Here is a 25476-nt window from a genome sequence, read left to right as displayed (position 1 = left end):
CTCGGGCCGGCCGTCGACGGCGCCGGCCGGGCCGGAGGCGTTCTTGGCCGTGGCGCCGGTCGGCGCCTGGGTGGTGGCGGTCACTTGGCGCCGTCCGCGAGCTTGCTGATGTCGATCAGGTAGGGCTTGACGTCGACCTGCTCCTTGGTGACCTTCTGGTCGGCGAAGAACTTCGCGACGGTCCCGAAGCGGGTGATGTCGGCGTCGCCGATGACGTCGGCGGTGGCTCCCTGCCTGCCGACGTTGACCGCGACCTCCTTCTCCGCGGGGGTGACGGCGGTCGGACCGGAGTCCGTGAAGACGTTGAGGTAGGCGGCCGGGTCGGCCTTCTCCTTGAGACCGTTGTCGTGCAGGTAGGTGTAGAAGGCCTTGACCACCTCGGGGTGCTTGTCGGAGAAGCCGTTGCGGACGGCCCAGACCGCGTAGTTGTCGGAGCCCACCTCCTTGCCGTTGACCAGGAAGTGCGAGCCGGAGTTGGCGATCGACGGGGTGGAGAAGGTGTTCCAGGTGGCCCAGGCGTCGACCTGGCCGGAGTTGAAGACGCCCGAGGTCTGGTCGGCCCGGAGGTAGACCCGCTCGACCTTGTCGGTCGGGACGCCGTTCTTCTCCAGCGCCTTCAGGAGGAGGTACTCGCTGGTGCCGCCCTGGCTGACCGCGACCTTCTTCCCGACCAGGTCCTGCACGGTCTTCACCGGGGAGTCGTTCTTCACCAGGATGCCCTCGCCGACCCCGTCCGGCGCGGTCTGCGCGAACAGCTTGAAGCCGGGCTTCTGGGCCAGTGCGGCGACGGCGGAGGTGATCGAGCCCTGGGCGACGTCGAGCTGGTCGGCGGAGAGCGCCTGGGCCGCGGGGGCGAACGGGCCGGCGCTCCCGGTCCAGGCGACCTTGGCGTGGACGGCGGCGAGCGCCTTGTCCAGCGAGCCGTCCTTCTTCCCCAGGGCGAGGAAGCCGTTGTTGCCCGGGTCGGGTACGCGGAGGACCACCTCGGCCTTGCCGCCGTCGGCGGAGGCCTTGGCCCCGTCGGCGGACGAGCCGCAGGCGGCCAGGGCGGTGGTGGCGAGCAGTGCGGTGGCGGCGAGCGCGAGGCGGGAGGGGTTCACGGGGTCGACTCCTGAGGAGAGCGGGGCTGACGAACGTTCGAAGGCCGTCGGCGGGCGGCCGGGGGAAGGCCGGGGGCGGGACAGCGGGGGGAGCGGTGGGGACTGCGGGGCCGGGGTTGACGGACGGCCGGTGGCGGCGGCCGTCAGCCGTCCGCGCCGCGGCGGGCGGCGAGCAGGGCGCGGGCGGCACGGAGCGGTTCGGGATCGGCCCAGGCGCGGACGTCGACCGGGGCCTCCAGGAAGCCGTGCCGGTGGAGGAACCGTTCCTGCTGCTCCAGCAGGCCCAGCCGCTCCTCGGAGAGGTCGAGGTGCAGGGTGCGGTGACTGCCCGGCGCGTACGCGCCGGCCACGCCCTCCTCCCCCGCGCCGGTCTCGGCCTGGAGGATGCGGCCCACCTCGGCGGGGTGCTCGGCGGCCCAGTCGGCGGCCTCCAGCAGCACCGAGAGGAAGCGTGCGACCAGGTCCGGGTGCTTGTCGAGGAGGTCCTGGTGGACGGTGATCGGGCGCGGCGTGCCGTTGTTGACCCGGGCTCGGCGGTCCGGCGCCACGTCCAGGTCGACGGCGACCTCCGCGCCGATGCGCCGGGCCGCCTCCACGGCCAGCGCGCCCTTCACGTACACCGCGTCCACGACGCCGTCCCGCAGGGCGGCCAGCTCCGCGGCCCACTGCCCGCCGTCCGGGGCGGCCGGGACGTCCACCCACTCGGCATCGTCCGCGGTGAGTCCGGCGAGCGACAGCGCACCGTGCAGGCCGGAGAGGGCCATCGCCCGCCAGAAATCGATCCCGATCCCATGACGTGGGACGGCCAGGCGTCGGCCGCGCAGCTGCTCCGGGCCTGCGATGCCGCTCCCGGCCCGGACCAGGACGACCTGCCGCTCCTCGATCCAGGTGAGCCCGACCAGCCTGGTCCGCTCGCCGCGCGAACGGGCCCAGAGCGCCGGCACGTTGCCGCCCTCGCGGAACAGACCGGTGAGGGCGTGGGTGTAGTGGTGGTCGGCGGCGACCTCCGGCGGCACGTCCTGGAGCGAGCGGACGGCGATGCCGTCGGCGGCGAACTCCCGGGCGAACCGGCCCTGGTCGGCGGCGATGCCGGTGGCGGTGGGGACGGGGCAGCGGGTGAACCACAGGGTCGGCGGGGCGTCGGCGGCGGACGCCGGCGCGGTGGCGGCGGTCCTGCTGGTGGGGCTGGGCACGGTGGCGGGTTCCTCTGCGACGGGGTGCACGCGGGTGCGGCGGTGCGCGGCACGGGGCGCGCACCGGCCTTGCGGCGGCGGGGCGTAGGCGGTGGGCGCGGACGACGCGTCAGCGACAACAGGCGCAGGAGGCGGGGCACCGGTGGGTCGTCACGGCGCTGCTCCTTCCTGCGGTCCGGCGCGGTGGACGGGGCTCGTCCGGTGCGCTGCGCCGAGCGTTCCACGACGAGGGAGCCAGAGGCAAGCCTTTGCCACATCGTGGGATCACTTGTTCATGAACGGCATCCCATTGCAACGCTGTTGACACAATCCCGCAGCACGGGCTGCCCTAGTCTGGGAGCGACTCCGGTGAACCGGCCGGAGCGCCGGACAGAACGTGAGGTGCCATGGCCGAGGCCGCCACCGCCGTCCAGAGCCCACCGGCCGGCGCCCAGGCCGTGCAGCGGGCCCTCGGCCTGCTGCACTGCTTCCACGACAACGGCCCCGACCTGAGCGCCTCCGACCTGGCCCGCCGGACGGGCCTGTCGGTCTCGACCGCGCACCGGCTGGCCCGCACCCTGGTCAGCGCCGGGTTCCTGGAGCAGGACGAGCAGTCGGCCCGCTACCGGCTCGGTCCGGCCGTCGCCGAACTCGGCCAGCTCTCCTTCCACCAGCGCGGCCTGCACCTGGCAGCGCCCGAGCTGGAGTTGCTCTCCCGGCGCACCGGCGCCACCGCCGACCTGGCGATCCGCAGCGGCCCGCACGCGGTGATCCTGGTCGGCGCGTCCGTCCGCCCGGAGAGCGGGCTCGGACTGCGCCGCCCGCTGCACTCGACGGCCCTGGGCAAGGTCCTGCTGGCCTGGCCGCGCCCGGGCGAGGCCGGGGTGTCGGCGCTCGGCCCGCTGCCGCCGTTCACCGACCGGACCATCACCGAACCGGAGCGGCTGGACGAGGAGTTGGCGAAGGTCCGGTCGGCCGGGTACGCGCTCAACGACGGCGAGTCGGCGGCCGGAGTGCGCACGGCGGCCGTACCGGTGCTGGACGGCACCGGTCACGCCCGGTTCGCCCTGGCCGTCCGCTCGACGCCGGCCCACCTCACCGACGACCGGCTCGACTGGTTCCTCGGACACGCGCGGTCCTGTGCCGACGCGCTCGCCGTGCTCCTGCTCCCACCGGACCAGCGGGCCTGACCGGCCGCGGCCACGCACGTACGGGCCGGGCGTTCAGGGGAACGCCCGGCCCGTACGGCCGTGCTCGACGACTCTCGGTGGTTCTCGACGGCCGCCGACGGCCGGCCCGCACCGCGGGACACGGCGCCCGGCACGGAGCGGGTGAAGCACGGCGGATCCGGCACATCTCAGGGGCGGTTCACGCCACCGGGGTGTACTTGTAGCCGACCCGACGGACCGTCACGATGCTGTCCCGGTAGGCCACGCCGAGCTTGCGGCGGAGCCGGGCGACGTGGACGTCCACCGTCCGGCCGTCACCGACGTGGCCGTAGCCCCACACGGCGGAGACCAGGTGGTCGCGGGTGTGCACGCGCTGCGGGTGCTCGGTCAGGTGCGCCAGCAGCTCGAACTCCAGGTAGGTGAGGTCGAGCAGCCGGCCGTCGACGTAGGCGTTGCGCCGCTCCACGTCCACGGCGATGCCGCGGCCGGCGGGCCGGACCGGGCGGACGGCGGCGGACGCGGCACCGGCCGGTGCGACGCCGGCGACCGGGGAGGCGGTCGGCGCCGCGGGAGCGGGGACGCCCGCGCCGGGGACCGCACCCGGGACGGCGCCGGCGGCCGACGCGTTCTCGGCCGGGACCAGCACCAGGTACCCGACCATCGGGTGACCGGCGGCGGCGCCGAACTGGGCACCGTACTGGGCCAGCAGAGCCTGCGGGAGCGTGCCGTGCGGCAGCGCCGCGACGACCGCCGCGCCTTCCGGCAGGGCCGCCAGCAGCGCCTGGGGCGGCACCGGGACCTGGCCGAGCTGCGGGACGTCCGACCCGTACGACGGGTGCGGGACCGACGGCGGAACCGCGGCCGCGGAGGGGACGGACTGGGCGCCCGCCGCACGCGGCGGCACCGGCCCGCCGTGCCATCGTTCGCCGTTCGAGGGGACGGAGCGGACCGCGCGCAGGTGCGGGGTCGCGGCGGGGAGGGGAAGGGTGGCCGTGGAGGAAGAAGACATGATGCCGCTCATTTCGCGCGTGACGGACGGGGTGGAGTCGTCTGCGCGTCGACCGGGCGTGCTGCCGAGAACTGACCCGAGGTCAGCGGAGGGAGAGCCGGGACGCGCTGGGCGACCCCGGACACGTCTGGTCGAACAGGTGCGGCTGCCGGGACGGCCAGAACGGCTGGAGGTCGAGGCGACGACCTCTGCTGCTGTCCGCGACGTGGTTCATGCGCCCATTCAACCATGTGAACGGACCGTTGCACCGCTCCGTCCGGGCAGCCCCGACCGCACGGGCGGTCATGGCGGCAGCTGCCGGAGGAAGGGCGGGACGGGATCGGTTCACTGGTGCTCTCCGCGAAGCGGGCAGGGTTGACGGCGGCCCACAGGACGGCTGTCCGGTGCTGCCGGGTCGACGAATTGATGGACCGTCAGATTCCGCGGAGGGGCCTGCGGTGCGGACCCTGGCGGGACGCGCGGACCGGGAGGTTCCTCGGAAGGACGACGACGGGTACGGCGACGGCTGGCAGGGTCACCGACAGCAGGCGCTGCAGATGAGCGCGTGGTCGATGTAGCGCCGAACGGTCAACGCCGGAGTGACCGGGGCCGGGGCGGGCGCGGCTGCTGCGTATCGCTGCTCGAAGCTCACGACACTGCCCTCCCCCTCTGGATCACGGTGCGTCCGCACGGCTCGTGCGGCACTGCGCCGCACGCGTTGCGTTCGCCGGTCGAGGCGTCCCGGCAAGGGGCCGGACGGCCTTCGTCGACAGAGCCTTCCATGCCCGGGCGGTCAAGGCAACCTACCCGGCCAAGATCGTCCGACATGTGGACACGAGAATGAGACACGGCCGTCACCGAGGCGTCACAAGTCCCCCGCCGGACCGCCTCAGTGCCCGGCGGGCCCGGCGGACCGGCGGCGGACGGCGGCGTGCTCGACCAGCGCGACCAGGATCTCCTTGCCGTCCTCGCGGAGGCGGGCGTCACAGAGCACGACCGGGATGTCCGGGTCCAGGTCGAGGGCGTCCCGGACCTCCTCGGGGGCGAACACCTCACTGCCCTCGAAGCAGTTCACCGCGACCAGGAAGGGGATGCCGCGCTGCTCGAAGAAGTCCACCGACGGGAAGCAGTCCGCCAGCCGGCGGGTGTCGGCGAGCACGACCGCGCCCAGCGCACCACGGGCCAGCTCGTCCCAGACGAACCAGAACCGGTCCTGGCCGGGCGTGCCGAACAGGTAGAGCGCGAGTCCGGGCTTGAGGTCGATCCGGCCGAAATCCATCGCCACCGTGGTGGTGCGCTTGGTCTCCACCCCGGCCGTGTCGTCCACCGGGCGGCCCAGTTCGCTCAGCTCCTCCTCGGTGCGCAGCGGACGGATCTCGCTGACCGAGCCGACGAGGGTGGTCTTGCCCGCGCCGAAACCGCCCGCGACCAGGATCTTCACCGCGACCGCCGGGCCGCCCCGCCACCGCGGGTCGCCGGACTGCGCCGCGGGCGCGGCCCGGCCGGGGGCGGAGCCGGGGACCGGGGCGGCGGCGGTCACGGGGAGGTCAGAGCGCACGGAGTCCATTGATCACGTCTCGCAACAGGCGCTCGTCCGGCAGCTCGGCGAGCGGAACGGGTCGGGTGACGCTGATCAGCTCGGCGTCGTAGAGGTCGCCGAGCAGGACGCGCACCACGCTGACCGGCAGGTCGGTGTAGGAGCCCAGTTCGGCCACGGAGAGCGGCCCCCGGCGGCACCAGGCCAGGATGGTCCGGTGCTCCGGGTCGAGCACGTGCGCGGGCACGGCCCCCGCGGCCGGAGCGGGATCGGCCGCGGTGACCAGCGAGATCAGGTCGAACAGGCCGTCCTCGACCGGCCTGGTCCGGCCGCGGGTCATCGAGTACAGCCGCACCACCGGGCCGGCGTCGTCGTCGAACCAGCGGTCGTCGACCGGGGTGCGGGGCCGGAACAGGTCGAGATCGGACGGGTCCGCACCCGGGCCGTCGCCGACCGCACCGTCGTCGGCCGGACCGCCGCCGACCGGACCGCCCCCGGCCCGGCCGCCCGGGCGCGGGTCGCCGGAATCCTGTTCGTCCACGATCCGCTCGCCCGCGGCCCGACCGTCCGGCGCGGGCCTCGACTCCTCCGCCACAGGGCCGCTCATCTCACCGGCGGGGCCACGTCGGCGCGCGGCTCGGCGGCCAGGTGCTCACCGACCCGCTTGACCAGCAGGGCCATCTCGTAGGCGATCTGGCCGATGTCCGCCTCGGCCTCGCTCAGCACGGCCAGGCAGCTGCCGTCGCCGGCCGCGGTGATGAAGAGGAACGCCTCGTCGAGCTCCACCATGGTCTGGCGGACCCCGCCGACCTTGAAATGCCCACCGGCGCCCTTCGCCAGGCTGTGGAAGCCTGCGGCGACGGCGGCCAGGTGCTCGGCGTCCTCCCGTTCGAGGCCCCGGGAGGCACCGGTGGCCAGCCCGTCGCTGGAAAGGATCACCGCGTGCCGCAGGGCCGCGACACGTCCTACCAGGTCGTCCAGAAGCCAGTTGAGGTCTCCGGACGACTGCGTCGACAAGGTCATGAATCTGTTCCTTCCGCTGGTGCGGGTGGTGCGGGTGGTGCGGATCGAGCCGGTCGTACGGGTCGTGCGGGCGAAGCCGGTCCTGCGGATCGTACGGGCGCTGCGGGTGGTGCGGTGCGTGCGGGCGGTCCCTCGGTCAACGGACCGGCGGGTGCGCCCGGTTCCGCGAGCGGGAGCGCGGCCGGGGCGATCCTGGCCGGCGGCCGGACGGGCGCGCGGCGCGCCAGGGGCGCGGTTTCGCCCGCGGCGGGACCGGGCAACGCCGGGGGCGCCGGTGCCGGAGCGATCGCCCGGCGGTCCGGGTTCTGCGGCAGCCAGGCGGCCACGGGCGGGGGCGCCGTCGCGGGCCCGGCGTCCGCCGCCGGGCGCCCCGCCCCCGACGGGCTGCCGGCGGTCCGGCCCCGGGTGAAACCGCGTTGGAAGGAGGCGAAGGTGGCCCGGGCCTCCTCGGGCGAGCGCTCGCGCGCAGGGTCGGCCTCGACGCCGTCGGATCCCGCGCCCTGCCGGGCCGCAGCCCGGTCCCGCAGCTGCGGGGCGAGGCTGGCCTGCCGGACGCGGCGCGGGAGGGCGCCCGGGCCGGCGGCCCCGGCGGCCGTGACGCTCCGTCCGGGCGCGGCGTCCTGCGGGACCGTGCCCGCGGCCGGCGCCCCGTCCGACGCCGCCCCGGCGGCGGGCACACCGTCCGGCGACAGGACCCCGGGGGCGGAGCCGTCCTCCCGGCGGTGCCGTCCGGTCCCCTGCCCGGCGGGCTCGCCGGCGGGCGCCGGCACCAGGACCGGCCCGCCGCCACGGGAGCGGCGCGGCAGACCGCCCGGTGTGCGGGCAGGCTCAGGAGCCGAGGGCCGCGGTCCGCCGGCGCCGCGGTGCCGTCCGCCCTGACCGCTCGCACCCGCCGACCGTCCGGCGCCGCCCGGGCCGTCGGCCCGGCTGTCCTCGCCGGCACCGTCCGGGCCGAGCGCGGGCACCGCGACGAGGTCCCGCTGCCCGCGCCGCCCCGCCACCGGGCGCCGTCCACCGGACGGGCCGGTCGCCGGTCCGGCGGCCGGGCCGCCGTAGGCGCCGCCGGTGCCACCGCCGTACGGGCCGCCCGCCGAACCCGTGGCCGGCGGCGGTTCGGGCAGTCCGTCCGGCGCCTCGGCCAGCAGTTCGCGCGGGATCAGCACCACCGCGGTGGTGCCGCCGTACGGCGAGGGCCGCAGGTGGACCCGGATGCCGTGCCGCCGGGCCAGCCGGCTGACCACGAACAGGCCCAGCCGGTCGGTGTCGGCGAGGTCGAACTCCTGCTCCACCGCGAGTCGTTCGTTGATCTCGGCGAGCGCCGAATCACTCAGCCCGAGTCCGCGGTCGTCGATCTCCAGCGCGAAGCCGTGCGCCACCACCTCGCCCTGGACGGTGACCTGGGTGCTCGGCGGGGAGAACACCGCCGCGTTCTCGACCAGTTCGGCGACCAGGTGGGTGACGTCCGCGACCGCGCTGCCGAGCAGCCCGGTGCCCGGGAACGGCCGGACGATCACCCGCGCGTAGTCCTCGACCTCGCCCACGGCGGCGCGCACCACGTCCACCATCCGCACCGGCTTGCGCCAGGCCCGGCCGGGCGAGCCGCCGGCCAGGATGATCAGGCCCTCGGCGTGCCGGCGCATACGGGTGGTGAGGTGGTCGACCTTGAACAGGTCCTCCAGCTCCGCCGGGTCCTCGGTGCGCCGCTCCATGGTGTCCAGCAGCGTCAGTTGGCGGTGCAACAGCACCTGGCTGCGGCGGGCCAGGTTGACGAAGACCGCCGAGACGCCGCGGCGCAGTTCGGCCTGCTCGACCGCCGCCTCGACGGCGGCCCGCTGCACGGCGTTGATGGCCCGCCCGACCTGGCCGATCTCGGCGGAGCCGAACTGCAGCTCGGGCGCCTCGGTCGCGACGTCCACGGCCTCGCCCTTGCGCAGCCGCAGCATGACCGAGGGCAGGCGGGTGCCGGCCAGTTCGTTGGCCGCGTTCCGCAGGCCGATCAGCTCGCGGGCCAGGCCGCGGCCGATCCGGTAGGAGATGACGATCGACAGCACCACGGCGACCAGGCCGATCACACCGGCGATGCCGCCGCGCCAGAGCATGCCGATCGCGTAGGAGTGCTCGCGGTCGTCGATCGTGCCGGCCAGCCGGGTGTTGATCGCCGCGAGGTCGCCCAGCGCACGGTCCGCGGTCTCCCGCCACGCGTCGCCGTTGATCGCCTGGACCACCCGCTCCGGCCCGCCCGCGCCGACGAAGTCGGCCTCGGCCCGCGCCAGCGCGGCCCACGCCTCACCGCCGCGCAGCGCGATGTAGTCGGCCTGGTCGGCCGGGTCGAGCTCGGCGATGTAGACGGTGAACAGCGCCTGCTGGTTGTGCAGGGCGTCGATGGCCACCTGGTACTGCTCCGCGGTGGGCCGACCGGTCGCGGTCCGGAGCCCCTCCATGGCCGCGTCCTCCTGGGCCAGGTACTCGCGGGCGCGCACCAGCTCGATGAGGATCGTCCCCTGCCGGGGCAGTTGGCCGCTCTGGCGGGCGACGAAGGCGGACCGGAAGCCGAAGGTCGGCTTGATCAGGTCGCTGTACTGGCCGAGCGTGAACTCCCAGTTGAGCGCGCCGCGGTTGATCTGGGAGCGCAGCGGTGCGAGCTGGTCGGCGGCGGCGAGGACCTGGAGGAGTCGCCCGCGCTGGGCCTCGTCGAGCCGGCCGCCGTCACCGTCCTTCAACTGCCGCAGCAGGGTGAGGCTCCGGTCGGTGGTGGCCTGGGCCTGTTCGAAGGCGTCCCGGGTGGCCCGTGAGGCGGGGTCGGCCAGCCGCTTGACGGCGGCCCGGCGCTCGACCTGGAGATCGTGTGCGTACCGGTCGACCGGGGGCCCGAACTTCCTGTACGTACTGCTGATCTCCAGCCGGCTCCAGACGTCTCCGGTGGTGGCGAGCGTCGCGTACACCCAGAGGGCGGTCAGGGCGACGATGGGCACCAGGAGCAGCGCGATGATCTTCGCGCGGATCGAGCTGCTGCGCAGACGCATGGAGTCCTCGGTCGGGAAGTGCCAGGCGCGGACGGGGTGCGGGGGTGGAGCGGTGCGCGGACGGGCGTCCGAGCGGGGTCCGGACCTGGGCTCCGGGCTTGGGAGCCGGGCTGGGCGGGAGCGGTGTGGGGGCGGAGCGGGCGTGGAGCCGGGCGGGGCGGGCGGAGCGTGAGCGGGGCGACGCGGCACGGGGGCGGGCGGAAGGGAGTGCGAACGACAAGTGGTACAGACCAAGCCTGGATCGAGTACGGACCGGTGCCGATTCGGGCCCGGCCGGGGAGGTCCGGCCCGAAGTCTGCGAGAGCCTACTACGCCCTGACCACTCGTTCGAGGGTCGAACCCGTCCTCTTCCCGCACCCGGCCGGATCGTGTCCGGATCGTTCCCAAGATCCCGGATCCCGCCGCATTCCCCCGGGTCCGGAGCCGCCCCCACCCCGGCACTCCCCCCCTGGACCGGTGCCGATCTCGTCGCGTCACGGTCACAACCCTGGGCAGTCGGGGAGCTATCCGATAGTTTCGCTCCACCTGCAGGAGGGATCGGGGTGATCGGGGGGATCGTGCGCGAGTTCACCACCCCCGCCCCCGCCGGACCACCGGTCACCGGCGGACTGGCCGACTCGCTGTACGACACCGCCGACCGCTCCCCCGGCCTGGTCCAGCTGGCCCGCCGCGACGGCGGGGCGCACGGCGCCCCCGGCGGCGGGTGGCACGAGGTGACCGCCGCGGCGTTCCGGGACGAGGTGCTGGCCCTCGCCAAGGGCCTGCTCACCCGCGGCGTGCGCTACGGCGACCGGGTGGCCCTGATGTCCCGCACCCGCTACGAGTGGACGCTGTTCGACTACGCGCTCTGGTCGATCGGCGCGATACCCGTCCCGATCTACCCGACCGCCGCCCCGGAACAGGTCCGCTGGATCCTCGCCGAGACACAGGCGGTCGCCTGCCTGGTCGAGAACGAGGACCACGCGATGACGGTCGGCGCGGTCTGCGACGCGTTACCCGAGCTGACCGGCATCTGGCAGCTGGACCGGGACTGCGTCGCCTCGATCGTCGAGGACGGGCGCGGCGTCCCCGACGCGCTGGTCCACCGTCAGCGGCTCGGCGTCTCGCCGGAGAACATCGCCACCGTCGTCTACACCTCGGGCACCACCGGTCGCCCCAAGGGGTGCCTGATCACGCACGCCGGCCTGGCGTCGGCGGCCGACGCGCTGCTCGACGGCTGGGGCGACATCTTCGCGGACACCGGCGGCGGCCAGGCGTCCACCCTGCTCTTCCTCCCGCTGGCGCACGTGTACGGGCGGATGGTGCAGATCGCGGCGGTCCGCGCCGGGTTCCGGATCGGCCACGTCCCCGAGGTGTCGACCGACTTCCTGCTGCCCGCCCTCGCCTCGTACCGCCCGACCTTCCTGCACGTCGTCCCGTACGTGCTCGACAAGGTGTTCCAGCAGGCCCGGCGGGCCGCCGAGGAGGCGGGGCGCGGCGAGCTCTTCGAACAGGCCCGTCAGGTGGCGGTCGACTGGGCGACCGCACGGGAGCAGCGCGCCTTCGGACAGGGCCCCGGTCCGGGCCCCGGCCTGCGGCTGCGTCACCTGGCCTACGAGCGGACGGTCTACCAGCGGCTGCGCGCGGTGTTCGGGGGCCGGGTGCGCGGCGTGATGTGCGGCGGTTCGACGCTCGACCGCGAGGTCGCCCTCTTCTTCACCGGGATCGGCTTCCAGCTGTACGAGGGGTACGGGCTGACCGAGACCTCGGCCGCCGTCACCGCCAACCCCGCCGGACGCCGGCGGGCGGGCACGGTCGGCCGGCCGGTCCCCGGCGCCACCGTGGCCATCGCCGACGACGGCGAGGTGTGGGTACGCGGCCCCGGCGTCTTCGACGGCTACCTCAACCACCCGCGCTGCACGGCCGAGTCGCTGTACGACGGCTGGTTCGGCACCGGCGACCTCGGCAACCTGGACGAGGACGGCTACCTGACGATCACCGGCCGCAAGAAGGACCTGATCGTCACCAGCAGCGGCAAGAACCTCGCCCCCACCGCCCTGGAGAACCGCGTGGAGGCGCACGCGCTGGTCTCCCAGTGCCTGGTGGTCGGCGACGACCGCCCGTACGTGGCCGCGCTGATCACGCTCGACCCGGCGGCCCTGGCGCACTGGCTGAAGTCGCGCGGACGCGAACAGCTGGACCCGTGGGCGGTGCTCTCGGACGCGGACCTGCACGCCGAGATCCAGCGGGCGGTGGCGGCGGCCAACACGGCCGTCTCCCGGGCCGAGTCGATCCGCGCGTTCCGGCTGCTGCCGCGCGAGTTCGGGCTGGACCAGGGACTGATGACGCCGTCACTGAAGCTTCGGCGGGCGGCGATCACGGAGTACTACGCGGACGACATCGAGGAACTGTACGTCCCCTGACGGGTCGTCTTGTCCCGTTTGCCGCCCCGGAGACGGCGCACGGTTCACCGGCGGTTCCCTTGACGATCCGAGTGGTCCAGTCCATTGTTGCCTCGGTCTGAGTGCGGCACGCCCAAGGCTCCCGCCCCTCGGGGAGCGCCCCAACCCGTTCTCCGCGCGCCCTCCCCACGGGCGCGTCCCCCACGCAGGAGTCGCCACGTGTCCATGTCCTCGCGCCTGTCCGCGCGCCTGTCGCCCCGCCCGGCGGCGCACGTCCCGCCCCGCCCGGCCTCCCCGCGCGCCACCTCGCGGGTCGCCGCCCGCCTCTCCGCGCTGGCCGCCTCGGCGGCGCTGCTGGCCGCCGGCTTCGCCGCGCCCGCCTCCGCGGACGCCCCGAACGCCTCCGCGCCCTCCGTCAACATCGCCACCAACCCCGGGTTCGAGATCCCCGCGTCCTCGCTCGCCGAGTGGGGCAGCGTGCCCGGCTGGCGCTGCACCGGCGGTCCGGCCGAGGCCGCCCTGACCACCGTCGCCCCCCACTCGGGCACGTCCGCCCTCGGTGTCACCCCGGTCGGCGACGACTCCACCGGCGAGTGCGTGCAGACCGTCTCCGTGCAGCCCAACACCACCTACACCGCCTCCGCCTGGGTCCGCGGGAAGTACGTCTTCCTCGGCGCCACCGGAACCGACCGCCCGACCGCCCCCGCCTGGACGGAGAACACCAACGGCGGCTGGCAGCGCCTGACCACCCGCTTCACCTCCGGACCGACCGCGAGCACCGTCCGCCTCTACGTGCACGGCTGGTACCAGCAGGGCCCGTTCGCCGTCGACGACGTCCAGGTGGACGGAGCCCTGCCCGCCCCCGCGACCGGTGCGGGCTCCGTGCCGACCAGCGACAAGGTGGTCTTCTTCACCGTCGACGACGGCTGGCAGCGCACCCCCGAGGCCGAGCGGTTCATCACCGACCACAAGCTGCCGATCACCGCCTTCCCGCTGCCGATGCCGGCCGCCGCCGACCCGGGCTTCTTCCAGCGGGTCACCGCCGCCCCCGGCTCGTCCATCCAGAACCACAGCGTCTCGCACGCGGACCTCAGCACGCTCTCGCTCGCCGAGCAGCAGGTGGAGATCTGCGACGCCCGGGACGCCCTGACCCGGACCTTCGGCACCACCCCGACCGTCTTCCGTCCGCCGTACTTCGCGTGGAACGCCGTCACCCTGCAGGCCGCCGCCAACTGCGGCTTCCGCCACGTGCTGACCGCCAACGCCGACTTCAGCTGGGGCGCCTCCAACGTCTGGCACGAGGGCACCCTCTCGCCCGGCGACGTCGTGCTGCTGCACTGGACCGACACCCTCGCCACCGACCTCCCGCGCGCGCTGGCCGCCGCCGAGGCCGCCGGCCTCAAGCCTGCGGGCCTGGCCTCCTACCTGCGCTGAGACCTCCGCGGCAGGGCGCGTCGCCGGTCCCCAGGGACGGGCGGCGCGCCCTTCGTCCTGTCGCGACCGGGTGACGGCGCGGGTGGGTGAACGCGTGGGCGCGTGGCGGCCCGGGCGCGTGGCGGCCGTGCTCCTCGACGCCGCCCCGACCGGCCCGGCGGCCCTCCGGATCCCGCTCGTTGACAGACGGCGGGCCCGGTGGCTCTAATGATCAGGTGCAGCGTGGCGCCGGCCAAAGAGAACTGGGCCGGCCGGTGGCCGAGCGAGCACCTTTCACCGAGGGACGATGCGCGATGAGTTCACACTCCGCTCCCCTGATCTGACCCGAGCGGCCGCGGCGGTTGCCCGCGCGCTCGCTTCGTCCTGTCGCCTGCCGCGCCGGAACCGGTGTGCCGCTGTGGCCTTCACTCCCCTCGTTCGGAGACTCCACAGACGTATGTCCGTTTCTGCCAGTCCCATCTCCCCGTCCGATCCCCCCGGCTCGTCCGGTTCCTCCGATTCGCTCACCCCGCCCGGCTCGTCCGACGCGCCCGATCCCCGGTCCTCCGGTTCCTTCGACTCGTTCAACCAGGCGGTCGTCGCGGAGTTCCGGTCCAACGGCGGACGGGTCGGCGGCCCCTTCGAGGGCGGCGACCTGCTTCTCCTCACCACCTCCGGGGCCGTCACCGGCCGGCCGCACACGGTACCGCTCGGGTACGTGCGGGCGGAGGGGCTGCTCCTGGTCATCGCCTCGGCGGCCGGGGCGCCCGAGCACCCGCAGTGGTACCGCAACCTGCTCGCCAACCCGGTGGTCGGGGTGGAACTCGGCACCGGGACCTTCGACGCGGTCGCCGTTCCGAGCGAGGGCCCGCGACGGGACCGCCTCTTCGCGGCCGCGGTGCGCGCGGCCCCCGGGTACGGCGACTACCAGACACTCACCGACCGGGTGCTCCCCGTCGTCGCGCTGGAGCAGTCCGGCACCGAACCGGCCGGGGCCGGGTCCCCGGAACCCCGTGAGGTGGCGAACCTCGCCGACAAACTCCTGGAGGTGCACACCTGGCTGCGCTCCCAGTTGCGGCACGTACGGGCCGAGACCGAGGCGCACTTCGCTCGCGGCCCGGCGGCCGCGACCGGGCGGGCGCCGGAGGGCCGGTCGGCGACGGGCGGCCGGTCGGCGGCGGGCGGAGGTCCGGCCGCGGACTCCGGGAACGCTCCGGCGCTCGGACTGCAGATCCGCCAGCACTGCCTGACGTTCTGCCAGGGCCTGACCGTGCACCACACCGGCGAGGACCACGGCGTCTTCCCGGCCCTGGCCCGTAGCCACCCGCACCTCCGGGAGGTGCTCGACCGGCTGGCCGAGGAGCACCGGGTGGTGACCCGGCTCAAGGACGAGCTGGTCGCGCTGGTGTCCGACATCGGCGCGGCCGAACCTGAGCGGTTCCGGGCCGAGCTGGCCCGGATGTCCGCCGAACTGGAGGCCCACCTCGCCTACGAGGAAAGGGAGCTGCTGCCGGTGCTCGCCCTGATCCCCTTCCCGCCGGGGCGGTGAAGGCGGCGCCCGCCGGTCCTGCCCCGTGGGCAGGACCGGCGGGCGCCGCGCGGTGGGCGGGTGAGCGCCGCGCGGTGGGCGGTCGGCCGGACGGGCGGTCAGGCCTGGGCGGAGAAGACCGGCAGGTAGCCGCCCGAGTGGCCGGAGGCCTTCGGGTGGTAGCTCTCCTCCACCGGCAGGGTGGTGCTGTTCAGCCAGGTGGTGGAGGAGCCGCAGATCTCGTGCTCCCGGAACACCGAGCGGACGTCACCGAAGGCGAAGCCCGCGTTGGCGGCGCGCTTGGCGAGCACGTCGGCGAGGACGTCGGCGGCGCTGTTGATGGCGGCCCGCTTGGTGTCGCCGATGCCGAAGATGCAGTTGCCGCCGACCTTGTAGAGGTGCGGGTAGCCCAGGACGACCACCCTGGCGTTGGGCGCCTTGGCGTGGATGGCCGCGTAGACCTGGTCGAGCTTGCCGGGAAGCGTGGTGGTGGCGTAGTTCTTCGCGGTGGCGACGGCGTTGAGGCACGCGCTCTCGGAGTCCAGCACGCAGGTCTGCATGGTGCCGGCGAAGCCCGCGTCGTTGCCGCCGACGCTGATGCTGACCAGCGTGGTGCCCGAGTTCAGCGCCGAGAGCTGGCTGTTGAGCACGTCACCGGTCTTGGCGCCCGAGCAGGCGACGAAGGCGAAGGAGGACGGCGCGTGCGCGTTCTTCCAGAGGTACGGGTAGGCGTTGGTGCTCCGCTTGCAGTTGCCGCTCTCGCCGGTGTAGCTGCCGGCCCCGAGGCCGGACGCGTACGAGTCGCCGAGCGCGACGTAGTTGACGCCGGCGGCCTGGGCCGAGGAAGCCGTGAAGAGGGTGGTCAGGGAGAGGAACGCCGCGAGGGTGGCGACGGACATGGCACGGGCAGGACGTAGCATGACACCTCCTGGGAGTGACGTGCGTCACATCATTTGATACCAGGCGGTAGGTATCGCGGGAAGCGGTCATGCCAAGGCAATTGACAGTCGGTCTGACAACGATGGAGTGAACTGCCGTGCCGGCGACGGAAAGTGCGACGTGCACGCCGGTGCGACGGACAACCCGTTCGGGGGACACGAGGGCAGCTCCGGGGCACGGCGCCCCGGGTCGTCGACGCGCGGTGCCGGGGACGACGGGGGGACGACGGCGGTGTGGCGACCCGACGTCAGGTCACCGCACCCCTGTGGGCGGTCTCCGTTCGACCGGCCGACGGACGATCAGGCGCGGCGGCCACCAGTGCCCGTACGGTCGGTCAGCGATCCTTCGGTCCGACCCGGGCTCGGTGGCGCGGAGCGGTCCCGCGCCCCGGCCCCGAGCCCCAGGCCCGAGCCCCCCGGATTCACGCCCCCGGATTCACCCCGGGGAACACCTCGCAGCCCTCCACCGGGAGCTCCTCGATGGCCTCGTTGGCAGCGGCCGGCACCCCCAGCCTCCGGACGGCGGTCGCCACGGCCGCCCGGGCCTGGCGCAGCCCGGGCGCACCCCAGCCGAGCAGTTCGACCGCGAGACCGGGCGCGACCAGCAGCCGCCGGTAGTGCCGCCCCGAGGCCGGGTCCGGGGCGCTGGGGCCGACCGCCCGCAGCGCGGCGGCCATCCGGACGCGGGCGCACTCGTGCCCGCCGTTGGCCGAACCGACCCGGTCGTAGAGGTAGCCGAGGTAGTACGGCGTGCCGATCAGTGCCTGGGCCTCCTCGGCCGCCTCCCGGGCCAGCGCGGAGCCCGGGTCGCCGGCGTCCTCCGGTTCCAGCGACCCGCCGGGGAGCGAGACGATGCCGTCCTTGGGGTTGACCAGGGTCAGTACCCGGCCGTCGGGGGCGAACAGCCACCCCCAGGACTGCTTGACCGGGAGCCCGGCGGGCACCCGCTCGCCCGGCCGCCACGGCCACCCCGCGGTGGGGCGACGGCGCACCTTCCCGAGCAGTTCGGCGACCTCCGCGCTGAACTCGATCCGGCCCATGCGCCCCCCCCTTTCGGTCTCGGGCTCGCCGGACCGACGGGGCGCGGGGTGGACCCGCAGTGCGCGCGGTTCGGGGCTGAGCGGCGGGGTCGGCGGCGTGGGGCACCGGCCGTTCCCACTGTTGATCTTCCCCGAAATCTTCCCCGAACAGGCGGTCGATGAACAGTCCCCAGCGCCGCTCGGTGGACGCGCCGGACCGAAAGGGCAGGTCAGCCCGAGGGCCCACCGTCCTCCCCGGGCCGCGCGCCGGCAGGCCGTCCGCCGGGCGCGCCCGGACCGCCCGGCGGCGGGTCGGCGGAGGAATCCGGGCCCTCCGGCGGCGCCTGCGGGAGCGGGAACCCCGGCAGCGGGACCGCCGCCGGCGGGAAGGGCATGCCCCGGCCGACGTCGTCCGCGAGCGAGTCGAGCACCTCCCGGACGGTCATCGGCCGCAGCCGGCCCCCGTCGAGCGCCCAGCCGCGCACCGTCTGGCCTCCGGGCGCCGCCGGGTCGCCGTGCAGCACCATCGCGCCCGCGCCGCCGCCGGCCACACCCGCCGCCAGCGTCACGCAGAACGCCTCGGTGTCCCGCCCGCCCGCGCGGAGGCGTCCGCGCTCCACCCGGACGTCCGCCGCCGAGGACAGCTCCTCGCCGTCCTCGGGGCCGTGGCAGCGGATCGTCACGAGGTGGACGCCCTCGCCCGCACCCCCGGCCAGCGCGAGGAGGACACCGACGGCGTACCTCGTCACCGCCGCCGACCGCCGCTCCGCCGCCGGCCCCTCGCCGACCGCCGACAGCAGCGCGGCCATGGCGACCGAGATCCGCACCCTGGCCCGGTGGTCGTCGGCCAGTTCGGGGAGGAGCGCCACCAGCCGCTGGCCCGCGTAGACGAACGGCTCCCCCGCCAGCTCGGGATCGGCCGCGTACGCGACCCGGGCCGCCGCGTCCGCCGGGTCGAAGCCGAGCGCTTCGCAGTAGTCCTCGAAGTCGGCCGGGTCGAAGACCCTCAGGTGCACCTCCAGGCCCTGGCCGTACAGCGCCCGGAGCTGGACCGCCGCACGCCTCAGGTAGGCCCGGAAGGGCAGGTCGCCGAAGAGGCCGTGCCGGGACAGGTCGGCGAAGTCGGCGGCGCGGACGACCAGCGCGAGCGCCACCGGCTGCGGCGGCGGCGCACCGCGCGGTCGCCACCGGCGCCGGTCCCCGGTACCGGGCCCGGTCGGACCGGCCGACCCGGGGCCGCTCGCTCCCCCGCCCGGGGGACGCCCACCGGGGGGACCGGCCGGCACGCCACCGGCGGCCGGTCCCCCCGGTCCGGGGCGGCGCCGGGCCGGACCGGCCGCCCGAAGCCGCACCGCCCGCCGCGCGGCAGCACCGGCCCGGGCCCGCCGACCGGGGCCGGGGCGGTCCCGCAGGCCCGGGGGATCGAGGTGGTCGAGGAGATCGAGGAGGTCGTCGGGGAAGGGGAAGCGGAACTGCCCGGTCATGGCCGTGTCCTTCCGTTCGGTCGTTCTCGCGGTCGCCGCCGGACCGCCCCGCACCTGCGGGCTCCCGGCGACCGCGAACATACACACCGTCACTGACAATCGACCGAGAGCGACCTCCGCCGGACCGGGGCAGGCCACGGCGGACGGGCCGCCGTCCCCGTTCCGGACCGCGTTGTCGGTGACGCCCGTTATGGTCGGGGACCATGCGACTGCTGCATACCTCCGACTGGCATCTCGGACGCTCGTTCCACCGGGAGAGCCTGCACGACGCCCAGCGCGCGTTCCTGGACCACCTGGTGGCGGTGGTCCGGTCCGAACGCGTGGACGCCGTGCTGGTCGCCGGCGACGTGTACGACCGGGCGCTGCCCGGCCTGGAGGCGGTCGCCCTCTTCGACGACGTCCTGCACCGGCTCGCCGACCTGGGCGTGCCGACGGTGTTCATCAGCGGCAACCACGACTCGGCCCGCCGGCTGGGCGTCGGCGCGGGCCTCATCGGCCGGGCCGGCGTCCACCTGCGGACCGACCCGGGCGAGTGCGCCGCGCCCGTCGTGCTCGCGGACGCGGACGGACCGGTCGCCGTCTACGGGCTTCCGTACCTGGAACCGACACTGGTGCGGGAGCGGTTCGGGCTGGCCCGCGGCGGTCACGCCGCGGTGCTCGGCGCCGCGATGGACCAGGTCAGGGCCGACCTGGCGGGCCGCTCGGCGGGCACCCGGGCGGTCGTCCTGGCGCATGCCTTCGTCACCGGGGGCGAGCCCAGCGACAGCGAGCGGGACATCGCGGTCGGCGGCGTCGCGGCGGTGCCCGCGTCCGTCTTCGACGGCGTGCACTACGCGGCCCTCGGTCATCTGCACGGCTGCCAGACCCTCGCCCCGCACCTGCGCTACAGCGGTTCCCCGCTCGCCTACTCCTTCTCCGAGACCGACCACCGCAAGACGATGTGGCTGGTCGACCTCGCGGCGGACGGCTCGGTCGCCGCCGAGCGGGTCGACTGCCCGCAGCCCCGGCCGCTGGCGCGGCTGCGCGGCCGGCTCGACGAGCTGCTGACCGACGAGGGGCACGCCGCCGCCGAGCAGGCGTGGGTGCAGGCGACGCTCACCGACCCGAGCCGTCCGACCGAGCCGATGGAACGGCTGCGACGCCGCTTCCCGCACACCCTCCAGCTGCTCTTCGAGCCCGAGGCGACGACGGCGGACGCCTCCCCGTCCTATGCGGCCAGGGTCAGCGGACGGACCGACCTGGAGATCGCCGAGGGCTTCCTGCGGCACGTCCGCCCCGGTGCCGATCCGGACGCCGACGAGCTGGGCTGGCTGCGTGAGGGCTTCGAACGCGTCCGGCAGACCACCGACCGGAAGGCCGAGCTGCCCCGATGAGACTGCACCGGCTGACCGTCACCGCCTTCGGCCCGTTCGCGGGCAGCGAGACGGTCGACTTCGACGCGCTGGCCGCCGGCGGGCTCTTCCTGCTGCGGGGAGCCACCGGCGCGGGCAAGAGCAGCGTGCTCGACGCCGTCTGCTACGCCCTGTACGGCGAGGTCCCCGGCACCCGGCGGGCCAACCGGCTGCGCAGCGACCACGCCGATCCGAAGCGGCTGACCTCGGTCCGGCTGGAGCTGACGCTCGGCGGGCGGCGGCTGGAGATCACCCGGCTGCCCGAGCAGCCGCGGCCGAAGAAGGTCGGCAAGGGCACGACGGTCGAGCGTGCCCAGACCCTGCTCCGCGAGTGGTCGACGGACGGCGGCGACGCTACCGGGGCCGGGTCCGGGTCCGGGGGGAACGGAGACGGCGACGGGAGCGGCGGGCCGGGCTGGCGGGCGGTCAGCAAGTCGCACCAGGAGGCCGGCGAGGAGATCCACCGGCTGATCGGGATGAGCAGGGACCAGTTCTGCCAGGTGGTGCTGCTGCCGCAGGGTGACTTCGCGCGGTTCCTGAGGGCCGACTCGGAGGAGCGCGGCAAGCTGCTGCGGCGGCTGTTCGACACCGAGCGCTTCCAGTCCGTCGAGTCCTGGCTGGCCGAGCAGCGCCGGGCCCAGGAGGCGGCCGTCCAGACCGGCCGCCGCCGGCTGCGGGACTTGGCCAGCAAGGCCGAACAGGCGGCCGGCCCGGACGCCGAACCCGTCGAGGGCTGGGTGCCGGCCGAGGACGAGCCGGTCGCGCCGACCGGCGTGCAGGCCGGCACCGAGCTCACCACCGGGGTGCTCGGCTGGGCCGCCGTGCTGCGCGGCGGCGCGGCCGAACAGCTCGCCGTGACCGAGAACGCGCTGGCCGGCGCGGAGGAGGCCCATCTGGAGGCCCAGCGGGCGGGGGCCGCCGCCGAACAGCTCGCCGACCGGCAGCAGCGGCACCGGCAGGCGGTGGCCGAGGCCGCCCGCCTGGCCGGGGACGAGCCGGCCCGGACGGCCGACCGCCGCCGACTGGCCGCGGCCCTGGCGGCGGTCGGGGTCGAGTCGGTGCTGCACCTGCGCGACTCCGCCGCGGTCGCCCACCGGACGGCCCGCGAGGAGGAACGACGGCACCGCGCGGCACTGGCAGCCGCCGGCGGCCCGGACGGCGAGGGCCGCGCCCTGGCGCACGCCGAGGCCGAGGAGCTGGCCGAGGCCGAACGCGGGCTGCGCGCCGAGCTGGTCCGGCTGGAGGCGGCGGCGGCGGACGAGCGGCGCTGCGCCGAGCTGGACGGCGCACAGGCGTCGCTGGCCGCCGACCGGCAGCGCGCCGACGACCTCGCCGAGGAGGCGGCCGACTGGCTGTCCGGCTTCGAGGCGCGGTTCGCCGCCCTCCAGGAGGAGCAGTCCGTCGCGCGGGACGCGGCCGCGCAGGTCGACCGGCTGGACGTCCGGCGCAGCGAGCTGACCGGCCGCCTGACCGCCGCACGCGGCCGGGACGCGCTGCAGCGGGAGATCGACCGGGCCCGGCCGCAGGCACTCGCGCTGCGCTCCGACGCGCTGGACGCCCGCCGGCACAGCCAGGACCTGCGCGAGCTCCGGCTCGCCGGCATGGCCGCCGAACTCGCGGCACAGCTGCGGGCCGGGGCGCCCTGCCGGGTCTGCGGCTCCCCCGAACACCCGGCGCCCGCCCGACCGTCCGGCGAGCAGGTCCGCGCGGCCGACGAGGACCGCGCCCAGGCCGCCCAGACGGCCGCCGAGCAGGCGGCCGACACCGCCGAACGGGAGCTCGCCGACCTCCAGGTGCGCCAGGCCGCCGCCGCCGGGGCCGCCGGCGCGGAGAGCACCGACGCCCTGGCCGAGGCCCTCGGTGGGCTGGAGCGGGAGCACCGCACGGGGGTCCGGGTCGCGGAGGGGCTCGGCGCGATCGGGCGACGGATCGAGCAGACCACCCAGGAGCAGGCCGCCCGGCTCACGGCCCTCGGCGACGCGCGTGAGCGGAGTGCCGAGCTCGGCGCCCGGATCCGCACCCTGCACGCCGAGCGGGAGGAGCGGGGCGGCCGGGTGGCGGCGGCCCGGGGCGGCGCGCCGTCGGTCGCCGCCCGCGCGGCCGGCCTGGCCCGCCTCGCGTCGGCCGTGTCCGCCCTGGCGGGCGCGGCCCGGACGGCTGCCGAGGCGGCGTACCGGCTGAAGGAGGCCGAGGGCGAGCTGGCGCGGGCCGCCGTCGCGGCCGGGTTCCCGAGCGCGGAGGACGCCGTCGCCGTCCTGCTGCGCCGGGAGGAGCGCGAGCGGCTGGAGCTGCGGCTGGAACGCCACCGCGCCGAGCTGGCGGCGGCCGAGCGGCGGCTCGCCGAACCGGAGCTCGCCTCGGCGGCGGCCTGCCCGCCGGCGGATCTGCCCGGCACCCGGGCCCGGCTCCACGCCGCCACCGACCGCCTGCGGGCGGCGCACGCCGCCCGGGACGCGGCGCGCGCCCGCTGCGACGCGCTCGCCGGGATCGGACGGCAGCTCGCCGAGCTGGCCGGCTCGCTCGCCCCGGCGCTGGCCCGGTACGGCCGGATCAACCGGCTGGCCGCGCTCGCCGCCGGCACGTCCGCCGAGAACCGGCTGCGGATGCGGATGGAGTCGTACGTCCTGGCGGCCCGGCTGGAGCAGGTGGCCGCGGCGGCGAGCGACCGCCTGGTCCGGATGTCCGGCGGTCGCTACACCCTGGTCCACAGTGACGACCGGGGCACCGGCACCAAGCGTTCGGGGCTGGCCCTGCGGGTGGTGGACGCCTGGACCGGCACGGAGCGCGACACCGCGACCCTCTCCGGCGGCGAGAGCTTCTTCGCCTCGCTCGCGCTGGCCCTGGGCCTGGCCGACGTGGTCACCGACGAGGCCGGCGGCATGCCGCTGGACACCCTGTTCATCGACGAGGGGTTCGGCAGCCTCGACGAACACACCCTGGAGGAGGTGATGGACGTCCTCGACGGTCTGCGCGAGCGGGACCGCGCCGTCGGCATCGTCAGCCACGTCGCCGACCTGCGGAGCCGCATCCCGACCCAGCTGCTGGTCCGCAAGGGCCGGCACGGCTCCACGCTGGCCCTGGCGGGGCGGGAGGACGCCTGACCGGGGGACCGGCGGCGGGCGTTCGGAACGCCGGGGAGCGCAGGGCCCGGCGCGGTCAGCCGGAGCAGGCGATCCGCTGCGCCTGCTGCCAGGCGCACACCGGGCAGAGCGTGGTGCCCGGGTGGTCGGCGGGCAGCTCGGTCGGGTCGCCGCACAGGACGCAGTCGGCGCGCGGACCGGTCAGCTCCGGATCGTGCACCAGCGCCGCCTCTGCGCCACCGGGCGCCAGGGCACAGACCCCGCTGTCCGTGGCGTCCGTCGCGTCTGGGACGTTCCGGACGTTCCGGGCGTCCTCGTGGTTCGTGACCGCTTCGCTCATGCCGCCTTCCTACTCCGCACCCCGGCCCTGCCGCAAGGCGCCGGGGAGACCGCCCCGGGGGCGCGGCGCGAGGAACCGGGCCACCGCGGACGGCGAGACCTCGGGCGAAGGGCACGTCCTGACGTCCGGGAGGCGGCGGGTACGGTGAACCGCATGCCCGACGCCCCTGCGCCGCCCCCCGCCCTGCACCGACGGCTGCTGACCGCCCGGGCCGCCGAGCCCAGCTACCCGGAGGTCGGCGCCACGCGGGACGCCAGGCTGCCGGACGGGTACGCGCACCTGCGACGACGCGTCCATCTCGGACGCGGGCCCGAGGTGCTGGAGCGGGCCGGACGGTACGTACTGGGCTGGGGCAGCCAGCTGGGCACCGGCTTCGCCGTGTATCCGCACGCGCCCGCCGAGCCGGGGGCGACCGTCCTGCTGCGCCTCAGCCTGCCCGGCACGCGCCGCCCCCGGATAGTGATCCCGTGCCGGGTGGTGTGGACCGTCGACGAGCCGGACCGGATCGGCTTCGCCTACGGAACGCTGCCCGGCCACCCGGAGTGCGGCGAGGAGGCGTTCCTGGTGTCCATGGACGCGGCGGGCGAGGTCTGGTTCGAGGTGACCGCGTTCTCCCGGCTCGCCGCCCGGTACGCGCGGATCGGCCGACCGGTCGCGCTGCTCTGCCAGTACCTGGCGATCGAGCGGTACCTCGCCGCCGTGGCCTCCGCCGCCGTCGGCCGCCCCCGGACCGGCCCCGACGACACCGGCCCCGCCGAGGTGGCGGCCCGGCCCGCGCCGGACGCGCGGCGTACTCCACCGACGGTCGCCGCTCCGTAGCCGGCGGCCGCCGGGGCCCGGACGCCCGGGCCCGGTGCGGCCCGGCCCGGGCACCCCTGGCCCGGCCCGGGCCGGCCCGGATCAGCCCAGGAACGAGAGCCGGACGGACCGCCGGGGGTTGTCGCCGTTGGTGTCGATCAGGACCACGGACTGCCAGATGCCCAGGGCCAGTTGGCCGCCTATCACCGGCAGGGTGGCGTGCGGGGCGACCAGTCCGGGAACGACGTGGTCGCGGCCGTGGCCGGGACTCCCGTGCCGGTGACGCCAGCGGTCGTCGGCCGGAATCAGCTCGCGCAGCGTGGCCAGGAGGTCGTCGTCGCTGCCCGAGCCGGTCTCCAGTACCGCGATGCCCGCCGTGGCGTGCGGCACGAAGACGTTGAGCAGGCCGTCGCGTCCGACCGCGTGGTCGTTGAGGAACCGCGTGCAGCGGTCGGTGATGTCGAGCGCGACCTCGCGGCTGCCGGTGGTGATCTCGAAGGTCGTGGTCCGGAAGGTCGTGGACGTGGTGTAAGTGTGGTCCGCCATGCCGTCATCCTGGCTCACGCCGGGGGGTGCGGCTGCCAGCCTCGCCGACTCCCCGTGCCGGGGCGGCAAGTCACCGTAGAGTGAGAGGTTCAGACCTCTCGGAGGCCCGGGCACCCGGTCCCGCAGGTCGCCTGCGGGAGGCGTGCGGGGCGCGGCGAAGACCCGACGGTTCTGTGAGGATCCGCCGGGCCGGTGCTGGTGGGTGCGAGGGATGACGGGCACCCCGGGGCCTGGGGCCCTCAGCCGCGCCCACCGAAGAGACCCCGTCGCAGCCGGCGCAGCGGCGCCAGCAGCTTGACCCGTGCGTGACGGCGCGGCGGCGCGGTCGGGGCACTGGCGCCGCGCGGCGTCAGCTCCCTTATCAACCCGAGCGCCTCGGCGGTGTCCACCGCCGGGAGTGCGGGCGCGCCGAGCACAGCCAGGTGACGCTCGATCCGGCGGCCGGTCGCGCCGACACCGCACTGGATCGCCGGCACGCGGGGCCGAGTCCGGACTTGCATCTGTTCCATCAGTTTCCCACCCCTACGAGGCGCCAGGGCCGTGAGG

Annotated in this window: 21 protein-coding genes; 7 read left to right on the top strand and 14 right to left on the bottom strand. The window is 75.5% G+C overall.

The features are described 5' to 3' along the window. Positions 1-80: 80 nt before the first annotated feature. The gene (locus PUR56_RS24760; RefSeq protein ID WP_329880529.1) at positions 81-1100 is read right to left on the bottom strand and encodes an ABC transporter substrate-binding protein; all 1020 of its coding nucleotides are present in this window, start codon (positions 1098-1100) and stop codon (positions 81-83) included. A gap of 143 nt (positions 1101-1243) precedes the next feature. Next, complete coding sequence (locus PUR56_RS24755; RefSeq protein WP_329950502.1) at positions 1244-2293, bottom strand: ABC transporter substrate-binding protein; 1050 nt, start codon at positions 2291-2293, stop codon at positions 1244-1246. A 386-nt stretch (positions 2294-2679) separates the two neighbouring features. Between PUR56_RS24755 and PUR56_RS24750 the strand changes: the two genes are divergently transcribed. Beyond that, a complete protein-coding gene (locus PUR56_RS24750) occupies positions 2680-3462 on the top strand; it encodes an IclR family transcriptional regulator (protein WP_329880532.1) in 783 nt (260 codons plus the stop codon). A gap of 178 nt (positions 3463-3640) precedes the next feature. On the opposite strand, the gene PUR56_RS24745 is transcribed toward PUR56_RS24750, so the two are convergent. The 6 genes from PUR56_RS24745 to PUR56_RS24720 all read right to left on the bottom strand — a co-directional run bounded on the left by PUR56_RS24745 (position 3641) and on the right by PUR56_RS24720 (position 10012). Next, on the bottom strand, positions 3641-4450 hold the full coding sequence (locus PUR56_RS24745) for a winged helix-turn-helix domain-containing protein (protein ID WP_329950501.1): 810 nt from the start codon (positions 4448-4450) through the stop codon (positions 3641-3643). Positions 4451-4532: 82 nt separating this feature from the next. Continuing rightward, on the bottom strand, positions 4533-4664 hold the full coding sequence (locus PUR56_RS24740; protein WP_329880535.1) for a hypothetical protein: 132 nt from the start codon (positions 4662-4664) through the stop codon (positions 4533-4535). 654 nt (positions 4665-5318) lie between these two features. Then, the gene (locus PUR56_RS24735; RefSeq protein ID WP_380362055.1) at positions 5319-5996 is read right to left on the bottom strand and encodes a GTP-binding protein; all 678 of its coding nucleotides are present in this window, start codon (positions 5994-5996) and stop codon (positions 5319-5321) included. Further along, a complete protein-coding gene (locus tag PUR56_RS43570; protein ID WP_380362063.1) occupies positions 5977-6306 on the bottom strand; it encodes a DUF742 domain-containing protein in 330 nt (109 codons plus the stop codon). Before PUR56_RS43570 ends, PUR56_RS24735 begins: the two co-directional genes overlap by 20 nt. Positions 6307-6569: 263 nt before the next feature. Next, complete coding sequence (locus PUR56_RS24725) at positions 6570-6989, bottom strand: roadblock/LC7 domain-containing protein (RefSeq protein ID WP_329880538.1); 420 nt, start codon at positions 6987-6989, stop codon at positions 6570-6572. Beyond that, complete coding sequence (locus tag PUR56_RS24720; protein WP_329950499.1) at positions 6986-10012, bottom strand: sensor histidine kinase; 3027 nt, start codon at positions 10010-10012, stop codon at positions 6986-6988. Before PUR56_RS24720 ends, PUR56_RS24725 begins: the two co-directional genes overlap by 4 nt. A gap of 557 nt (positions 10013-10569) precedes the next feature. Here PUR56_RS24720 and PUR56_RS24715 point away from each other — a divergent pair. The 3 genes from PUR56_RS24715 to PUR56_RS24705 all read left to right on the top strand — a co-directional run bounded on the left by PUR56_RS24715 (position 10570) and on the right by PUR56_RS24705 (position 15355). Next, positions 10570-12414 (top strand): AMP-dependent synthetase/ligase, encoded by a 1845-nt coding sequence (locus tag PUR56_RS24715; protein ID WP_329950527.1) that lies wholly within the window; start codon positions 10570-10572, stop codon positions 12412-12414. A 204-nt stretch (positions 12415-12618) separates the two neighbouring features. Beyond that, complete coding sequence (locus PUR56_RS24710) at positions 12619-13827, top strand: polysaccharide deacetylase family protein (protein WP_329950498.1); 1209 nt, start codon at positions 12619-12621, stop codon at positions 13825-13827. A gap of 436 nt (positions 13828-14263) precedes the next feature. Next, positions 14264-15355 (top strand): nitroreductase/quinone reductase family protein, encoded by a 1092-nt coding sequence (locus PUR56_RS24705; RefSeq protein WP_329950497.1) that lies wholly within the window; start codon positions 14264-14266, stop codon positions 15353-15355. A 98-nt stretch (positions 15356-15453) separates the two neighbouring features. On the opposite strand, the gene PUR56_RS24700 is transcribed toward PUR56_RS24705, so the two are convergent. The 3 genes from PUR56_RS24700 to PUR56_RS24690 form a co-directional block, all read right to left on the bottom strand. Beyond that, positions 15454-16254 (bottom strand): SGNH/GDSL hydrolase family protein, encoded by an 801-nt coding sequence (locus tag PUR56_RS24700; protein ID WP_329950496.1) that lies wholly within the window; start codon positions 16252-16254, stop codon positions 15454-15456. A 440-nt stretch (positions 16255-16694) separates the two neighbouring features. Beyond that, complete coding sequence (locus PUR56_RS24695; protein ID WP_329880544.1) at positions 16695-17312, bottom strand: hypothetical protein; 618 nt, start codon at positions 17310-17312, stop codon at positions 16695-16697. 209 nt (positions 17313-17521) lie between these two features. Beyond that, positions 17522-18775 carry a hypothetical protein gene (locus PUR56_RS24690; RefSeq protein WP_329950495.1) on the bottom strand — a complete coding sequence of 418 codons (1254 nt, stop codon included), beginning with the start codon at positions 18773-18775 and terminating at the stop codon, positions 17522-17524. A 203-nt stretch (positions 18776-18978) separates the two neighbouring features. Between PUR56_RS24690 and PUR56_RS24685 the strand changes: the two genes are divergently transcribed. Both PUR56_RS24685 and PUR56_RS24680 read left to right on the top strand, forming a co-directional pair. Next, on the top strand, positions 18979-20148 hold the full coding sequence (locus PUR56_RS24685; RefSeq protein WP_329950494.1) for an exonuclease SbcCD subunit D: 1170 nt from the start codon (positions 18979-18981) through the stop codon (positions 20146-20148). Further along, positions 20145-23267 (top strand): SMC family ATPase, encoded by a 3123-nt coding sequence (locus tag PUR56_RS24680; protein ID WP_329950493.1) that lies wholly within the window; start codon positions 20145-20147, stop codon positions 23265-23267. The genes PUR56_RS24685 and PUR56_RS24680 overlap by 4 nt, the downstream gene beginning before the upstream one ends. A 55-nt stretch (positions 23268-23322) precedes the next feature. Here the strand turns inward: PUR56_RS24680 and PUR56_RS24675 are convergent, their stop codons facing one another. Continuing rightward, a complete protein-coding gene (locus PUR56_RS24675; RefSeq protein WP_329950532.1) occupies positions 23323-23586 on the bottom strand; it encodes a hypothetical protein in 264 nt (87 codons plus the stop codon). Positions 23587-23739: 153 nt separating this feature from the next. Between PUR56_RS24675 and PUR56_RS24670 the strand changes: the two genes are divergently transcribed. Next, positions 23740-24405 (top strand): DUF1990 family protein, encoded by a 666-nt coding sequence (locus tag PUR56_RS24670; protein WP_329880550.1) that lies wholly within the window; start codon positions 23740-23742, stop codon positions 24403-24405. Between the two features lie 81 nt (positions 24406-24486). On the opposite strand, the gene PUR56_RS24665 is transcribed toward PUR56_RS24670, so the two are convergent. Both PUR56_RS24665 and PUR56_RS24660 read right to left on the bottom strand, forming a co-directional pair. After that, positions 24487-24930 carry a secondary thiamine-phosphate synthase enzyme YjbQ gene (locus PUR56_RS24665; RefSeq protein ID WP_329950492.1) on the bottom strand — a complete coding sequence of 148 codons (444 nt, stop codon included), beginning with the start codon at positions 24928-24930 and terminating at the stop codon, positions 24487-24489. Between the two features lie 239 nt (positions 24931-25169). Further along, a complete protein-coding gene (locus PUR56_RS24660) occupies positions 25170-25439 on the bottom strand; it encodes a hypothetical protein (RefSeq protein ID WP_329880554.1) in 270 nt (89 codons plus the stop codon). Between the last annotated feature and the right edge of the window lie 37 nt (positions 25440-25476).

Source organism: Streptomyces sp. BE303 (assembly GCF_036290945.1).
Lineage (GTDB): Bacteria > Actinomycetota > Actinomycetes > Streptomycetales > Streptomycetaceae > Kitasatospora.
The sequence above is the reverse complement of the archived record's forward strand: the minus strand, read 5'-3'. Positions and strand labels throughout refer to the sequence as shown.

Excerpts from the sequence above, each read along its gene's own strand:
- PUR56_RS24750 (WP_329880532.1), top strand. The coding sequence starts at position 2,680 with ATGGCCGAGGCCGCCACCGCCGTCCAGAGCCCACCGGCCGGCGCCCAG.
- PUR56_RS24745 (WP_329950501.1), bottom strand. The coding sequence starts at position 4,450 with ATGTCTTCTTCCTCCACGGCCACCCTTCCCCTCCCCGCCGCGACCCCG.
- PUR56_RS24740 (WP_329880535.1), bottom strand. The coding sequence starts at position 4,664 with ATGAACCACGTCGCGGACAGCAGCAGAGGTCGTCGCCTCGACCTCCAG.
- PUR56_RS24735 (WP_380362055.1), bottom strand. The coding sequence starts at position 5,996 with ATGGACTCCGTGCGCTCTGACCTCCCCGTGACCGCCGCCGCCCCGGTC.
- PUR56_RS43570 (WP_380362063.1), bottom strand. The coding sequence starts at position 6,306 with ATGACCCGCGGCCGGACCAGGCCGGTCGAGGACGGCCTGTTCGACCTG.
- PUR56_RS24725 (WP_329880538.1), bottom strand. The coding sequence starts at position 6,989 with ATGACCTTGTCGACGCAGTCGTCCGGAGACCTCAACTGGCTTCTGGAC.
- PUR56_RS24720 (WP_329950499.1), bottom strand. The coding sequence starts at position 10,012 with ATGCGTCTGCGCAGCAGCTCGATCCGCGCGAAGATCATCGCGCTGCTC.
- PUR56_RS24710 (WP_329950498.1), top strand. The coding sequence starts at position 12,619 with ATGTCCTCGCGCCTGTCCGCGCGCCTGTCGCCCCGCCCGGCGGCGCAC.
- PUR56_RS24705 (WP_329950497.1), top strand. The coding sequence starts at position 14,264 with ATGTCCGTTTCTGCCAGTCCCATCTCCCCGTCCGATCCCCCCGGCTCG.
- PUR56_RS24700 (WP_329950496.1), bottom strand. The coding sequence starts at position 16,254 with ATGCTACGTCCTGCCCGTGCCATGTCCGTCGCCACCCTCGCGGCGTTC.
- PUR56_RS24695 (WP_329880544.1), bottom strand. The coding sequence starts at position 17,312 with ATGGGCCGGATCGAGTTCAGCGCGGAGGTCGCCGAACTGCTCGGGAAG.
- PUR56_RS24690 (WP_329950495.1), bottom strand. The coding sequence starts at position 18,775 with ATGACCGGGCAGTTCCGCTTCCCCTTCCCCGACGACCTCCTCGATCTC.
- PUR56_RS24685 (WP_329950494.1), top strand. The coding sequence starts at position 18,979 with ATGCGACTGCTGCATACCTCCGACTGGCATCTCGGACGCTCGTTCCAC.
- PUR56_RS24680 (WP_329950493.1), top strand. The coding sequence starts at position 20,145 with ATGAGACTGCACCGGCTGACCGTCACCGCCTTCGGCCCGTTCGCGGGC.
- PUR56_RS24675 (WP_329950532.1), bottom strand. The coding sequence starts at position 23,586 with ATGAGCGAAGCGGTCACGAACCACGAGGACGCCCGGAACGTCCGGAAC.
- PUR56_RS24670 (WP_329880550.1), top strand. The coding sequence starts at position 23,740 with ATGCCCGACGCCCCTGCGCCGCCCCCCGCCCTGCACCGACGGCTGCTG.
- PUR56_RS24665 (WP_329950492.1), bottom strand. The coding sequence starts at position 24,930 with ATGGCGGACCACACTTACACCACGTCCACGACCTTCCGGACCACGACC.
- PUR56_RS24660 (WP_329880554.1), bottom strand. The coding sequence starts at position 25,439 with ATGGAACAGATGCAAGTCCGGACTCGGCCCCGCGTGCCGGCGATCCAG.